14 protein-coding genes and 1 pseudogene are annotated in these 14,986 nt (G+C 38.4%); 8 read left to right on the top strand and 7 right to left on the bottom strand.

Going from position 1 to position 14,986, the window contains the following annotated elements; translation table 11 throughout:
* Positions 1-45: 45 nt before the first annotated feature.
* The 4 genes from CWD90_RS11940 to recA all read right to left on the bottom strand — a co-directional run bounded on the left by CWD90_RS11940 (position 46) and on the right by recA (position 3,814).
* Positions 46-1,545, bottom strand: a complete 1,500-nt coding sequence (locus CWD90_RS11940) for an outer membrane beta-barrel protein (RefSeq protein WP_103476297.1) — start codon at positions 1,543-1,545, stop codon at positions 46-48.
* A 38-nt stretch (positions 1,546-1,583) separates the two neighbouring features.
* Entirely contained in the window at positions 1,584-2,126 is a 543-nt protein-coding gene (locus CWD90_RS11935; RefSeq protein ID WP_103476296.1) for an RNA polymerase sigma factor, read from the bottom strand.
* A 20-nt stretch (positions 2,127-2,146) separates the two neighbouring features.
* Positions 2,147-2,620 carry a hypothetical protein gene (locus CWD90_RS11930; protein ID WP_192878018.1) on the bottom strand — a complete coding sequence of 158 codons (474 nt, stop codon included), beginning with the start codon at positions 2,618-2,620 and terminating at the stop codon, positions 2,147-2,149.
* A 186-nt stretch (positions 2,621-2,806) separates the two neighbouring features.
* A complete protein-coding gene (recA, locus tag CWD90_RS11925) occupies positions 2,807-3,814 on the bottom strand; it encodes a recombinase RecA (protein WP_103439121.1) in 1,008 nt (335 codons plus the stop codon).
* Positions 3,815-4,321: 507 nt separating this feature from the next.
* Between recA and trhO the strand changes: the two genes are divergently transcribed.
* From trhO to CWD90_RS11885, 8 genes and pseudogenes are all read left to right on the top strand, one after another.
* The gene (trhO, locus tag CWD90_RS11920; protein ID WP_103476295.1) at positions 4,322-5,353 is read left to right on the top strand and encodes an oxygen-dependent tRNA uridine(34) hydroxylase TrhO; all 1,032 of its coding nucleotides are present in this window, start codon (positions 4,322-4,324) and stop codon (positions 5,351-5,353) included.
* 315 nt (positions 5,354-5,668) lie between these two features.
* Positions 5,669-6,838 carry a PSP1 domain-containing protein gene (locus tag CWD90_RS11915; protein WP_103476294.1) on the top strand — a complete coding sequence of 390 codons (1,170 nt, stop codon included), beginning with the start codon at positions 5,669-5,671 and terminating at the stop codon, positions 6,836-6,838.
* Positions 6,831-7,313: a gliding motility lipoprotein GldH gene (locus tag CWD90_RS11910; protein ID WP_103476293.1), complete on the top strand. Its 483-nt coding sequence runs from the start codon at positions 6,831-6,833 to the stop codon at positions 7,311-7,313. The genes CWD90_RS11915 and CWD90_RS11910 overlap by 8 nt, the downstream gene beginning before the upstream one ends.
* A 7-nt stretch (positions 7,314-7,320) precedes the next feature.
* Complete coding sequence (locus CWD90_RS11905; RefSeq protein WP_103476292.1) at positions 7,321-9,663, top strand: penicillin-binding protein 1A; 2,343 nt, start codon at positions 7,321-7,323, stop codon at positions 9,661-9,663.
* 120 nt (positions 9,664-9,783) lie between these two features.
* On the top strand, positions 9,784-10,485 hold the full coding sequence (locus tag CWD90_RS11900; protein ID WP_103476291.1) for a CoA transferase subunit A: 702 nt from the start codon (positions 9,784-9,786) through the stop codon (positions 10,483-10,485).
* Between the two features lie 17 nt (positions 10,486-10,502).
* A pseudogene (locus tag CWD90_RS11895) lies at positions 10,503-10,868 on the top strand (four helix bundle protein).
* A gap of 21 nt (positions 10,869-10,889) precedes the next feature.
* Positions 10,890-11,543 carry a CoA transferase subunit B gene (locus tag CWD90_RS11890; RefSeq protein ID WP_103476290.1) on the top strand — a complete coding sequence of 218 codons (654 nt, stop codon included), beginning with the start codon at positions 10,890-10,892 and terminating at the stop codon, positions 11,541-11,543.
* 390 nt (positions 11,544-11,933) lie between these two features.
* Positions 11,934-12,467 carry a GNAT family N-acetyltransferase gene (locus CWD90_RS11885; protein ID WP_103476289.1) on the top strand — a complete coding sequence of 178 codons (534 nt, stop codon included), beginning with the start codon at positions 11,934-11,936 and terminating at the stop codon, positions 12,465-12,467.
* A 10-nt stretch (positions 12,468-12,477) separates the two neighbouring features.
* Here CWD90_RS11885 and CWD90_RS11880 read toward each other — a convergent pair whose 3' ends face one another.
* The 3 genes from CWD90_RS11880 to CWD90_RS11870 form a co-directional block, all read right to left on the bottom strand.
* Positions 12,478-13,635 (bottom strand): methionine aminotransferase, encoded by a 1,158-nt coding sequence (locus tag CWD90_RS11880; protein ID WP_103476288.1) that lies wholly within the window; start codon positions 13,633-13,635, stop codon positions 12,478-12,480.
* A gap of 18 nt (positions 13,636-13,653) precedes the next feature.
* Entirely contained in the window at positions 13,654-14,127 is a 474-nt protein-coding gene (locus CWD90_RS11875) for a very short patch repair endonuclease (RefSeq protein ID WP_103476287.1), read from the bottom strand.
* Positions 14,128-14,230: 103 nt separating this feature from the next.
* Positions 14,231-14,977, bottom strand: coding sequence for a succinate dehydrogenase/fumarate reductase iron-sulfur subunit (locus tag CWD90_RS11870; protein WP_103476286.1), 747 nt, complete (start codon positions 14,975-14,977; stop codon positions 14,231-14,233).
* Between the last annotated feature and the right edge of the window lie 9 nt (positions 14,978-14,986).

Here is a 14,986-nt window from a genome sequence, read left to right as displayed (position 1 = left end):
AATTTAATAGCAAGGATATATCCAGCATTAAACGAAACTTCAGAATTAGAACTTTAAACTAAAGCCACTGTAAACGCCTAGTGAATAAGGATTAAAATTTCCCGAAGTGTTCGAAAAGGTATTTAATTGATATTTAAAAACCGGTTCCACATTAAATTTAAGCTTGGGGGTAAATTTGTAATTAAGCCCTAGGCCAAAGTTGGTACTAAAATTGACGGAATTAATGTTGTTGGCTTCCCCAACGTCAGTAGTCTGACCATTAGATTCCAATACCACGGAATTATCTGTTAGAAAAAGGGAGCTTACTCCACCTATGATGTTAACCCCAAATTTACGATCCAGGAGGGCGTAATTTAATTCTAGGGGCACTTCTAAATAACCAAATTGTTGTCCCATAGTGCCCAAGCGGGTAGGATTTTTGCCCGTTACATCCAAAGCAAATATAGACCCGGGTTTTGGAATTGCATTTTCACTAATTGGATTATTCAAAATGATGGATTGGGAGTCATTGGAATAATCTATATTCCTTAATTGGTTTCCCGTAGAAGCGTTGAATGAGGAGGTGAAGGATACATCATTGGTATCATAGCCATAATCTACCTTATGAATACCGGAACGCACACTTAATTTTTTAGAAATCTCGTACCCTACCGTAATACCGTAACTAAGAGTTACATTTCCGGACTTGGAATTGGAGGCCAAGATGGAGTTGATTGGGGAGCCATCGCCCATGCCATTAAAGTAAACAGGTGCAATACTGGGCCCAGCGGACCATTTTCCATTTCGGGTTTCTTCCACCTCAACTACCTCATTTTCTTCAATAACCTCTAAAATTGATTTTTTATTCGAGGGAACAATCTCTGGAGTATCCTCTGGTGTATTTCCATTATTTTTGTCGGCCTCGTTAATTTCCTGATGCACTAATCCTTCCTCAGCATTATTGGAAAGATTCTTTTGGATTAATATATCATCCAATGGCTCTTTTTCAATCGCATTGGGCTTGTTGCTTCCTGCATTTTTATCTAATTCAACATCGGCCTTATCGTTTTTGGCCAAGTTGTTAGTTACGGGGTTGGTTGCATCTAAGGTCTTGTCGTCTATTATTTGTGAATCGTTTTTTGTTTTACCGGTAGCAACAATACTTTCCTGACTACTTAATGGTTTGGTAATTTTTTCTCGCCCAAATTGTTTGGTCGATTTAATTTGATTTTCATCAGAAGATTCGTCTTCAATAACCGTGATGCTCGTAGCTTCTGGCGTTGATTCCTTTAAGGAATTGTTGTCCTTAGTGCTACGGGTGTTATTTTCTACATCAGAGGTAATAGGTACTACAGAATTAGAAGTAGAAAAGGGGTCGATCGCAAAAAAGAGGATGGCAAATATTGCTGCCACTCCTCCAACTTTCCACCAAAGGGGGATAAGCTTGCGGCTTTGTTTCTTTTTATCCAAGGAAGTGGCTATGGAATTCCAGACCTTTTCGTCTGGAACTTCATGGAAATTGACCAATTTCTCCTGAAATAATTTATCTAAATTATTTTCACTCATGTTTTTAATTGTTCAGCCGAAATCACAAATAGGGAAGTTTACCCTTCCATTATGATCCCTGCCTTATTTGCTTCAATTTTTTCTTTTAAAATCATTCTTGCCCGGGCAAGATTGGATTTGGAAGTCCCCATGGACGTTCCTAACATTTCACTTATTTCTTTATGGCTATGACCATCCAACACATATAGATTGAAGGTTAAGCGGTATTTATTTGGAAGCTCTTGTATATAACTGAGTAATGTGGCCAAATCGAGATTTACATAACCTGAATCTTCTGGCGCTTCCTCCTCTATATTTTCGGAAACCACAGTTAAATTTTCCTCTTTTCTATATTTTTGAAGAACTGTATTTACAGTAATACGCTTTATCCAGCCTTCAAAAGAGCCTTGATGTTTAAACTGTTCTATTTTACTATAGATAGTCATAAAACTATCATGTAGGTTATCTTCCGCCTCCGTTTTATTGCGTGAGTATTTGAGACAAATGCCAAACAGTACCCGGGAATAGTCCCGATATAGCTGTTCCTGTGCTTGTCTATCCCCCTTTTTGCAATTATTTATGAGCTCTACTGGATTACTCAAATTATGGGTTGGGTTAGTAACTAATTCTTAATTATAGCCGACCCGTTTTCGTCGGTCGGTACTATTGAGGTCAAGCTCTCTTCATTGACCGGAACGGTAATTTCCAGATATGTTGGCTCCCCATTGGCATCCTCTCCTGTCCAATATCTGAATAAATATGGCTGATCATACAAAACCTCAAAGTTAAATGTAGCAATTAAGTCTTCACCTGCACCAGTGCATTCATCCTCATCTTCAAGCACTGTACCAATAGTAACGACCTTTCTGGTGGTTACATCCTCCTTTACTACATCAAAACCTTCGAAAAAGGTACAATTATCCGGTCTAAAATAGGTAACTTTTATTTTATAGATCTGACCGTAATCAAATGCCTCTGGCATTTCTACAGATTTAACCTGCAAAGCTTCAAAGTGATAGTTTACATCATCATTTATATCGCAGGATGTCATGAGTGAAAAAGAGGCAACAAGCAGCAAAAAGATTACTCGTTTCATATTCTTAATTATTTATTTTGTTTAAAAATGGTTTAGGAAACCTATAGCCCTAAAAAGTGCAAAGACTTTTTGTAATTTTTAAGGGCATGTCGATTTCATAGCAATTACGTTTTGCTATAAGATGTAGATAAGAATTAAAGGTTGCGTGTAGAAAGAAAAAATCCCGATTGGATCGGGATTTTAAATTTATGCTTTTACTGTTTTGATGGCTTCTTTTATTTTGCCTTCGAGTTCTTCGAGTAGTTCGGGATTATCTAGCAGTAAACTTTTTACGGCATCCCTACCCTGTCCAAGCTTGGTGTCGCCATAGCTGAACCATGACCCACTTTTCTTAATTATTTCGAATTCAACTCCCAAGTCTATGATCTCCCCAACCTTGGAAATTCCTTCACCGTACATAATATCAAATTCGGCGGTCCTGAATGGAGGAGCAACCTTATTTTTTACCACCTTAACACGGGTCTTGTTACCTTGTACGGCACCATCGGTATCCTTAATTTGAGTTGATCGTCTAATATCTAGTCTCACGGAAGCATAAAACTTAAGGGCGTTACCACCTGTGGTTGTTTCCGGATTGCCGAACATTACTCCAATTTTTTCCCTTAATTGGTTAATAAAGATTACGGTACAATTTGTTTTGCTAATAGAACCGGTAAGCTTTCTAAGGGCTTGTGACATTAATCGGGCATGAAGACCCATTTTAGAGTCGCCCATTTCACCTTCTATTTCGCTTTTTGGTGTCAAGGCGGCAACGGAGTCGATAACAACTATATCAATAGCGCCAGAACGTATAAGATTATCGGCTATTTCCAAAGCTTGTTCCCCATTATCGGGTTGGGAAATAATCAAGTTATCAATATCTACCCCAAGTTTTTGGGCATAAAAACGGTCAAATGCATGTTCCGCATCAATAAAAGCAGCAATACCTCCATTTTTTTGTGCCTCAGCCATGGCGTGGAGCGTAAGTGTGGTCTTACCAGAGGATTCAGGTCCATATATTTCTATTACCCTACCACGTGGATATCCACCTACACCGAGTGCTACATCCAATCCCAAAGAACCGGAGGAAATCACTTCTACGTCCTGTACTATACTATCGCCCATCTTCATTACGGCACCTTTTCCGTAAGTTTTATCCAATTTATCTAAGGTAAGTTTTAGTGCTTTTAATTTTGCTTCTTTTTCGGAACTCATTTTCATATCATATTAGGGACGCTAAAATACCAATTCTTTTTGCATAATACCACCTATGGTACGGATTTTATGTGAAGAAATTAGGAGATTATTTAAATTGAAATATTAATATTGAACAGTTTAAAATCTTTGTCAATGCTTTAATTTAAAGGCATTTGTAGAACGCTCGACTTCAGTTTTATTCGTTTTTTTACGATTAGCCTTAATTAATCGTGGCCTTGGACGCAACCTTTTCATATTTGTTGCATCTAAAAAATAACTAACTCAAATTAGGTTGCTTATTGTTCTGGTAAAACAATAAGGGTTGTGGGTCAATATTTTATTGTAATTCTATGAAAAAGAAAAAGCAATATTGACCTTAAAAAGGGTCTTGATTACTTCAAGATCCTTTTTTAATTTAGGTCCCTAGCAGAAATTAAAAAACCAGCATTAAACCTTTTTATCCCGAGGGATAAATCCTATTTTTGCAGTGTAAATTAATTCTTTAACTTAAACTATTAGTATAGTATGCAACTGTACAATACCTTAAGTGCAAAAGAAAGGGAAGCCTTAATAGAGGAGGCAGGATTGGAACGCCTAACCATTTCTTTCTATCAATATGCACGTCTTGGCAATCCGTCAATTTTTCGAAATCATTTGTTTATCCATTGGAACGAACTGGATGTTCTAGGCCGTATTTATGTGGCTCATGAAGGTATTAACGCCCAATTGTCCGTTCCTGCCGAAAATTTCAAAGCCTTTAAAGCACATTTGGACAGTATCACATTTTTGGAAAATGTTCGATTGAATGTTGCGATTGAACAGGACAACAAATCATTTTTAAAACTAAAGGTGAAAGTGCGTGAAAAAATCGTGGCGGATGGGTTGAATGACAATTCATTTGATGTTACCAATAAGGGAATCCATGTTGATGCCGTTAGATTTAATGAACTTATGGAGGACTCCGATACCCTATTGGTGGATATGCGGAATCACTATGAAAGTGAAATTGGACATTTTAAGAATGCGATTACCCCAGATGTGGATACATTCAGGGATTCGTTGGATATTATTGAAAAAGATCTTGCCGACCATAAAGAGGATAAAAAGTTGGTCATGTACTGTACCGGTGGTATTCGATGCGAAAAAGCCAGCGCCTATTATAAACATAAGGGTTTTAAGAATGTATACCAGCTGGAAGGCGGTATAATTGAATATACCCGGCAAGTAAATAACTTGAACCTGGAAAATAAATTTCTGGGTAAGAATTTTGTTTTTGATCACCGTAGGGGAGAACGGATTACGGATGATGTCATTGCACATTGCCATCAATGTGGAAATCCATGTGACAACCACGTGAATTGCGCCAATGAAGCATGCCATCTGCTTTTTATCCAGTGTGAGGCTTGTGCCGAGACCATGAACCAATGCTGTTCCGTGGAATGTAAAGAAATTCATGAATTACCTTTTGAGGACCAGAAAAGGCTCAGAAAAGGGAAAGTGGTAAGCAATAAGATTTTTAAAAAGGGCCGATCAGAAGTGCTAAAGTACAAGAAGTAGCTCTTTGTTGAGGTTCTAAGAATAAATGAACTTGTTTTAATAATAATAGAGAGGTTGTTTTTTATTTGGTTTAAACAAAATTTTTTTAACGATGGACCATTAAAAAATGGCAGGTATATTTTGTCATCTTAATGGACGGGTTAACTATTTAATTCCATTATTAGAGGTTGTTTTTCTTGCTTTATGTAAAGCTTAACGCTGACAACGAAACTCTTTCTTTTCATCGCATTAAAAAAACACTATCTTTACGTTTAATAATTTTATGAACCTTTTTTAGTAAAAGTGTTACATTTTTACTAAACCAAGATACGAAATATGGGTTGTAGCAGTTGTTCAACCGGTAAGGACGGACAGCCTAAAGGATGCAAGAACAATGGTACTTGTGGCACTGATGGCTGTAATAAATTGACGGTATTTGATTGGCTTTCCAATATGTCACTCCCAAATGGCGAAAAACCATTTGATTGTGTGGAAGTCCGTTTTAAAAATAGCAGAAAAGAATTCTTCAGAAATTCCGAAAATCTTTCATTTTCTATTGGTGACATAGTAGCTACGCAAGCTACTTCCGGTCATGATGTAGGCATGGTTACCCTTACCGGGGAATTGGTAAGGATGCAAATGAAAAAGAAAAAGGAGGATTATAACAATCCGGAACTCCCCAAAGTTTACCGAAAGGCTTCCCAAAAGGATATCGATATTTGGCAAAAATGTAGGGACAGGGAAGAGGAAATTAAAAAGAGGGCCAGGGAAATAGCCATTGTGCTAAAATTGCAGATGAAAATCTCCGATGTGGAATTTCAAGGAGATGGTTCCAAGGCTACCTTTTATTACACTGCAGAAGACCGTGTAGATTTCCGTCAGTTGATCAAGGACATGGCCAAAGCGTTTGGTATTCGAATAGAAATGAGACAAATTGGTTATAGGCAAGAAGCCCAACGATTGGGCGGAATTGGCTCTTGTGGCAGGGAATTGTGCTGCTCCACATGGCTAACCGATTTTAGGTCTGTTAGTACTTCTGCAGCCCGTTATCAGCAACTTTCCCTTAATCCACAAAAACTTGCAGGGCAATGTGGAAAGCTAAAGTGTTGTCTGAATTATGAATTGGACGTTTATTTAGATGCCTTAAAGGATTTTCCGGGTCAGGACACCAAACTTTTTACCGAAAAAGGGATGGCTTTTTGTCAGAAGGTAGATATTTTTAAAGCTTCTCTGTGGTTTTCATATAAAGACGAACCTGCTAATTGGCATATTTTGTCCAAAGATCAGGTAATAGAGGTTTTGGAAAAAAATAAGAATAGGGAGAAAGTGGCCAGTTTGGAAGAATATGCCGTAGAGAATGTACAGGAAGTGGAAAAGGTTTTTGAGAACGTGGTGGGGCAGGATAGCTTGACCCGTTTTGACACCCCTAAGAAGAGTAGGTCCAACAGGAATAACAAGAAAAAGAAAAAAAGCAATTATAAAAAAAGACCTGCCAACAATGCTTAAGAGTTTAGGTGCATTTTTGTTAGTAGTTATTATGGTTTCTTGCGATGGGCAAACCGTAAAAGCGGAATACAGTCCAACACAAAACGGAATCTGGAACAAGGATAGTGTAGTAGCCTTTTCTTTTAAGGAATTGGATACTCTTCAAGAATACGATATGTTTATTAACGTAAGAAATGACGGAACATACCTATATAGCAACCTCTTTTTAATTGCAGAATTGCAGTTTCCAAACGGAGATATGCAACGCGATACATTGGAATATGAAATGTCCAAACCGGATGGAGAATGGTTGGGAACGGGTTATGGCAGTTTAAAGGAAAACAAATTATGGTATAAAGAAAACGTCGTTTTCCCAACTTCAGGCGTATATACCTTAGAAATTTCCCATGCCATGCGTAAAAATGGCCTAGTAGATGGAATTGTCGAATTGGAAGGTATCACCGATGTGGGATATTTAATCGAAAAAAGTAATTAGTAGGCTTATGGCAACAGCTACCAAGAAGAAGAAGAAAAGCAATAACAATTTTTTTACAATCATTAAGTGGTTTTGGATCTTATTTGCGACTGGAATTTTCGCAATTGCCCTATTGTTCCTATCGGCTTCATGGGGTTTTTTAGGTGAGTTACCTACGTTTGAGACCTTGGAAAATCCGCAGACCAAACTGGCATCCGAGATTATTTCTTCTGATGGTGAGACTTTAGGGAAGTTCTATTTGGATGACAACCGTACCGATGTTGATTACAAAGATTTGCCAAAAAATTTAGTAGATGCTCTGGTCGCTAGCGAGGATGTTCGTTATTATGAGCACTCCGGTATTGATGCCAAAGGGGTATTACGCGCAGTTGTCTTTTTGGGAAAACGTGGAGGCGCAAGTACCATTTCACAGCAATTGGCGCGACAGCTTTTTGTTGGGGTACGGTCAAGAAACAAATTTGAAACTATAAAACAGAAAGCCAAGGAGTGGGTCATCGCCACACAATTGGAACGGAGTTATACCAAAGAAGAGATTATTAAGATGTACCTCAACATTTATGATTTTGGCAATAATGCCGATGGTATCCGTTCGGCATCGCGAATTTATTTTGGAAAAGAACCTAAAAATCTAAAAATTGAGGAATCTGCCATGTTGATAGGTATGTTGCAGAATTCATCATACTACAATCCCTTAAGGCGTGAAGAGTTAACTAGGGAAAAGAGAAATTTGGTATTAAGCCAGATGGCGAAATTTGAATTTATCAGTGAGGTTGAAAAAGATTCGCTACAGGCCTTAAAAATGGATATCAATTATAATCCGGAATCGCATAGGGAAGGTATTGCCACGTATTTTAGAATGTACCTACAGGGCTTTATGAACAAATGGATTAAGAAAAATCCAAAACCGGCACTTAAAGGGGAGCGTGATAAATGGAATATATACTTGGACGGATTACGTATTTATACCACTATCGATTCCCGCATGCAACAGAATGCCGAAGATGCTGTTGCCGAACATATGAAACGATTACAGGCCGAATTTTTTCATCAAAACACCCCTGACCGCAATAAAACAGCTCCCTTTATTGAAGAAGTTCCTGGGGAAATAGATCGGATCATGGAGAGGGCTATAAAATCCTCACATAGGTGGCATAACCTAGAAGATCAAGGGAAAAATGAAAAGGATATTAGAGCTTCCTTTAACGAGCCTGTGGAGATGACTGTTTTTGATTGGAATAGTGAGACCAAGGAAAAGGATACGGTAATGACCCCAATGGATTCCATTAGATATTATAAAACCTTTCTAAAGACGGCAATGATGTCCATGGAACCCCAATCCGGGCATGTAAAGGCTTGGGTAGGTGGAATAGATTACAAGCATTTTCAATATGATAATGTTATTCAAGGAGCTAGGCAGGTTGGGTCTACTTTTAAGCCTTTTGTGTATGCTGCAGCCATTGATCAATTGCGACTTTCGCCCTGTGATGTTCTTCCGGACAATCAATATTGTATTGAGGCTAATAAACATGGAAATCCAGATCCATGGTGTCCTAAAAATTCGGACGGCAAATATTCTGGTGAAATGATGACTCTTAAACATGCATTGGCAAATTCTGTAAATACGATTACTGCGCAATTGATAGATAAGGTTGGGCCCAAAGCAGTTGTGGCCATTGCAAAAAATTTGGGAATTACTGGAAATATTCCAGAGGTGCCCTCCATAGCACTGGGAACCGCAGACCTTAATGTATATGAGATGGTGGGGGCATATGGTGCTTTTGCTAACCAAGGAGTATATGTAAAACCCGTAATGGTAACGAGGATCGAGGATAAAAATGGAACTGTGCTTTTTGAGTATGTCCCAGAGACAAAAGATGTTTTAAGTAAGGATGTCTCCTATGCGATGGTCAATCTTATGTCCGGAGTAACCCAGGGAGGTTCTGGAACAAGGTTAAGAACCACGGGTTATGACAAATGGCGCAAGGAATACGAGGAAATTATAACTGGTTATCCGTACGAATTTAAAAACCAGATTGCCGGTAAAACAGGTACAACCCAAAATCAAAGTGATGGTTGGTTTATGGGGATGGTTCCAAATTTGGTAACCGGTGTTTGGGTTGGCGGCGATGATAAGGCTGTTCATTTTAAAACTATTACTTACGGACAGGGAGCCTCCATGGCGCTTCCTATTTGGGGATTGTACATGAAAAAGAATTATGCTAATAAGGATTTGGGCGTTTCTGTTGAAGATTTTGAAAAACCTGAGAATTTATCCATAAATGTAGATTGCTCTAAATCGGGCATTGAATCTGAGAATGATATTGATACCGAGGATGATTTGGATTTTTAGAGAAAATTGAAAATAATTTTAAGAAATGCCCTTGCTTTTAAAAGAAAGTTAAGGGCATTTTTCGTTAAAAACCTGTATTTTAGAGTGATTAAGGATTTGGTTTAATTAAGTCGATTTTATATGATACGTAAAACTGTGGCCAACGTTGAAGAGGCATTACAAGGGGTAAAGGATGGTATGACTTTTATGCTGGGAGGATTTGGATTATGTGGCATTCCCGAAAATGCAATTGCGGAACTGGTGAAGATGGGGATTAATGACTTAACCTGTATTTCCAATAATGCCGGGGTAGACGATTTCGGTCTGGGTTTATTGTTACACAAACGTCAGATAAAGAAGATGATATCTTCCTATGTTGGCGAAAATGATGAATTTGAACGCCAAATGTTAAGCGGGGAATTGGAAGTGGAATTAACGCCACAAGGAACATTGGCGGAGAAATGTAGAGCGGCCCAGGCTGGTTTCCCTGCTTTTTATACACCGGCCGGTTACGGAACTGAAGTAGCCGAAGGTAAGGAAACCAGGGAGTTTAATGGAAAAATGTATGTACTGGAGGAGGCCTTTAAAGCCGATTTTTCTTTTGTAAAAGCTTGGAAGGGGGATGAGGCAGGAAATTTAATATTTAAAGGAACGGCGAGAAACTTTAATCCTGCCATGTGTGGGGCAGCCAAGATTACTGTTGCTGAGGTGGAAGAATTGGTGCCAGCAGGGCAGCTGGATCCCAACCAAATTCACGTTCCAGGAATTTTTATACAACGTATTTTCCAAGGTAAAGATTACGAGAAAAGAATTGAGCAGTTAACCGTACGTAAAGCTAATTAATTTGAAAATTTGCTAATATGAGGAGTGATAAGGAAAATATAATCGTAAAGAAAACTTTCGATTTTTCCTTGGAAATAATTGAATATTGTGAAGTATTGAGATCTTTTAATAAGTATGAAATGGCATCCCAATTGTTTAGAAGTGGAACATCTATCGGTGCAAATACCTGGGAGGCCCAAAATGGGGAAAGTACTGCTGATTTTATACATAAATTTAAGATTGCAGCTAAGGAAGCGGACGAAACCTCCTAGTGGATCAAACTTTGCAAGGAGTCAAAGCACTATCCAAATCCGCAAGTAACGCTTTTTTCAGAATTGGAAGCTATCATTCGAATTATCTCGAAAATAATAGGTAGCAGTAAACGTGGTAAATTATCAAATTAATTAATTATCAAATCAACAATTATGTTGGATAAAAACGGAATAGCAAAACGCATTGCAAAGGAAGTAAAGGAAGGATATTACGTTAACTTGGGAATTGGAATACCAACTTTGGTGGCCAATTTTGTAAGGGAAGATATAAGTGTGGAATTTCAAAGTGAAAATGGCGTGTTGGGAATGGGTCCCTTTCCTTTTGAAGGGGAAGAGGATGCCGATCTCATTAATGCCGGCAAGCAAACCATTACCACTCTTCCAGGAGCCTCGTTTTTCGACTCTGTAACGAGCTTTGGGATGATTCGGGGTCAGCATGTAGATTTAACCATTTTAGGGGCTATGGAGGTCGCAGAAAACGGTGATATTGCCAATTGGAAAATTCCTGGAAAAATGGTGAAAGGAATGGGAGGAGCTATGGATTTGGTGGCTTCTGCTGAAAATATCATTGTCGCTATGATGCATACCAACAGAGACGGAGAATCCAAATTATTGAAAAAATGTTCTTTACCGCTGACAGGTGTTGGGTGTGTAAAAAAGATTGTGACCAACCTGGCAGTGCTGGAAGTAACCCCAAAAGGATTTAAATTGTTGGAAAGGGCCCCAGGCTTAAGTGTTGAAGAAATAATTAAAGCCACAGAAGGCAATTTAATCGTCGTGGGAGATATCCCGGAAATGGAAATTTAACATTTTGGAAGTTGCCAGTTATCGATGTAATTGACTATTTTTATACGCTTACAACAATTAAGGTATATTTCACAACAATTTTTTAAATATTGCGTTTATCTGAATTATATTGTAATCAATAACAGAAGTTAGACCCCAAATTTAACTACTACTAAACCTTTAAACCTATTTTACTATGGAAGCCCAAATTAGCCACGCCCCCTCACAGGAAGAAATTCAAGTTTATCGAAATGACTTTTTTATAGGCATTGTACGATTGATGAAAAAATTATTTATGCTTTAGGCATAGATTTAAATTTTTAAAAGGGAGCAATACTTTGTAGTATTGCTCCCTTTTTTTTGTTTATGACCGTGTTGAAAATTGTATTTTTAGGAAACAAAAACTAAGAAATGAAACTACATTTGGAAGCTTGTTCTATTAGCGATTTGGGTTTTTTGGCAAATCTGAGCAAGAGGACTTTTATAGAAGCTTTTGAAAAGGATAATAATCCTGAGTATTTTAAGGAATACCTTAATTCGGCTTTTGGCGAGGAAGCCCTCCTCAAGGAACTCAATGATAACAATTCATCCTTTTATTTGGTCTACAACCATGCTATTTTAGTAGGGTATATTAAGTTGAATGAAAATGGATCCCAATCGGATATTAAGGATAGTAATTCTATGGAGATTGAACGCATCTATGTTTTGGGGGAACTCCAAGGTCAGGGTTTTGGAGCGTGGATATTGACGCAGGTCATTTCAATAGCAAGGTCCAAAAACAAGTATTACTTGTGGCTTGGTGTTTGGGAACTCAATAAAAAAGCCATTAAATTTTATGAAAGATTGGGGTTCTACAAGTTTGGAAGTCACCCGTATTACATTGGCAAGGATAAACAAATGGATTGGTTAATGCGGTTGGACCTATTACCGGGAGATTCGATATAAAATATATTGATTATAACTTGCAAAGAATTTCTGTGGCCTTTTCCAAGGTTTCGTTGGTCTTGGCGAAACAAAATCGTAATAGGTGTTTATCAATTCCCTTGGAATTAAACCCTGAAATGGGAATACTGGCTATTTGATATTCTTTGACTAATCGTTCAGCAAATACTTCATCTGGTTCTAGGCTAATGCCGCTAAAATCTGCCAATTGAAAGTAGGTGCCCTGGCAGGGATGTATTTTAAACCTTGAACTGCTTAATCCGGAAAGGAAAAGGTCGCGCTTATTTTGATAAAACGTGTTCAAACCCAAATAATGTTCAGGTTCTTTTAAATAGGTGCCCAAAGCTTTTTGAACGGCATGGTCTGCGCTAAAAACATTGAATTGATGCGTTTTTCGAAATTCGTGCATTAGTTCGGCAGGGCCTGCACAATACCCCATTTTCCATCCTGTGATATGAAATGTTTTTCCAAAGGAACCACATACAAAGGTGCGGGAGGCGAGCGCTTCATATTTTGAAGCACTTTCATGCGTATAACCATCAAAAACAATATGCTCGTATACTTCATCACTAATGACAATTATATCTGTTTTTTCAAGACTATGCTGTAGTTGAAGCATATCGTCTTTGGAGAAAATAGTGCCACTGGGATTATGAGGGGTGTTAATGATGACCATTTTGGTCTTGGAAGTAATTTTGGAACGAAATTCTGTCCAATCTACCTTGAAATCACTATTGTTTAACTGAACAAATACAGGAATCCCTCCATTGACTTCAATGGCTGGCTCATAACAATCGTATGCCGGCTTAATGACAATTACCTCATCACCATGGCCTATAAAGGCTGTAATGATGCTGAAAATAGCCTGTGTGGCACCTACCGTTACTGTAATTTCATTGTTTGGGTTATAGTACCTCCCATATAATTGCTCCATTTTCTTAGAGAGCACTTCACGAAGTTCATAGACACCTGCCATGGGTGCATATTGGTTATAGCCCTGCTTCATGGCTTGGGTTACCAAATCGATCAAGGTTGGATCAGGTTCAAAATTAGGAAAACCTTGAGAGAGATTAATTGCACTGTGCTTTTGTGCCAATTGACCCATAGTGGTAAAAATCGTGGTTTTTACTTTGGGAAGCTTAGATGATATTTTGTTTCTATAAGTTGGCATGTGGGCTGTATACTTAATTTAGGATTGTTGTGACCGTAAATGGACAATTACTTGGTTTAAACATTGTTCTAATTCTTTTTTGATTTCCCGTTCCCAAAATCGGAATATGGTATAGCCCAACTGCTGTAGTTTCAAGTTTACTTCTTGGTCCCGTTGAATATTACGTTCAATTTTTGGTATCCAGAACTCTTTATTGGTCTTAATTTTTTGCTTCCGCTCTTCCCAGTTGTAACCATGCCAATATTCACCATCTATAAAGATGACCGTTTTATATTTTTTTAGGGCAATATCTGGTTTGCCTATTAACTTCTTATAATCTACTCTATATCGATATCCTTCGGCCCATAGGGCTTTTCTAAATTTGAGTTCGGGAATGGTGTTTTTACCTCTGATTTTTCCCATAATTTTAGAACGTTCAGGGGTCGTATAAAAACCGGACTCTTCATTGAAACGAGGGACAATTATCCGTTCTTCCTTATATTCCTTATTCATACTTAAAGATACTGGATTTTTAAGATCTGCGTAAACAAAAACCCCATTCCTGTAGAGGGATGGGGTTTGTTTTTGTAAATCAGAATTAATATTTTAATCCGTATTATCCTTTTATGCTGGCACTAAAGAACTCCCTGTTCATACGGGCAATGTTTTCCAAGGAAATTCCTTTAGGACATTCTACCTCACAGGCACCGGTATTGGTACAGTTTCCAAAACCTTCCAAATCCATTTGGGCAACCATATTTTTGACCCTGTCGGTGGCTTCAATCTGTCCTTGCGGTAGTAAAGCATATTGGGAAACCTTAGCCCCTACGAATAGCATGGCTGAGGAGTTCTTACAACTAGCAACACAGGCGCCACAACCAATACAGGTAGCGGAATCCATGGCCGTATCGGCCGCATGCTTGTCTATAGGAATGGCATTGGCGTCTTGTGTATTTCCTGAGGTGTTCACGGAAATAAAACCACCGGCCTGCTGAATACGATCAAAAGAACTGCGATCCACAACCAAATCTTTTATAACCGGAAAGGCTTTGGCCCTAAAAGGTTCAATCGTTATGGTGTCCCCATCCTTGAACATTCGCATATGTAACTGACAGGTAGTAACCCCTCTATCTGGACCATGCGCTTCCCCATTGATGTACATGGAGCAGGTGCCGCAAATTCCTTCACGACAATCATGGTCAAAGGCTACAGGTTCGTCCCCTGTGTTGGTGAGCTGTTCGTTTAAAACATCCATCATTTCAAGGAAAGACATGTGTTCTGAAATCTCAGTCACTTTATATTCGACCATTTTACCTTTGTCCTGTGGTCCTTTTTGTCTCCAAATTTTTAATGTAAGATTCATTCTTATAGT

Source organism: Arenibacter catalasegens (assembly GCF_002909235.1).
GTDB classification, from domain to species: domain Bacteria; phylum Bacteroidota; class Bacteroidia; order Flavobacteriales; family Flavobacteriaceae; genus Arenibacter; species Arenibacter catalasegens.
The sequence above is the reverse complement of the archived record's forward strand: the minus strand, read 5'-3'. Positions and strand labels throughout refer to the sequence as shown.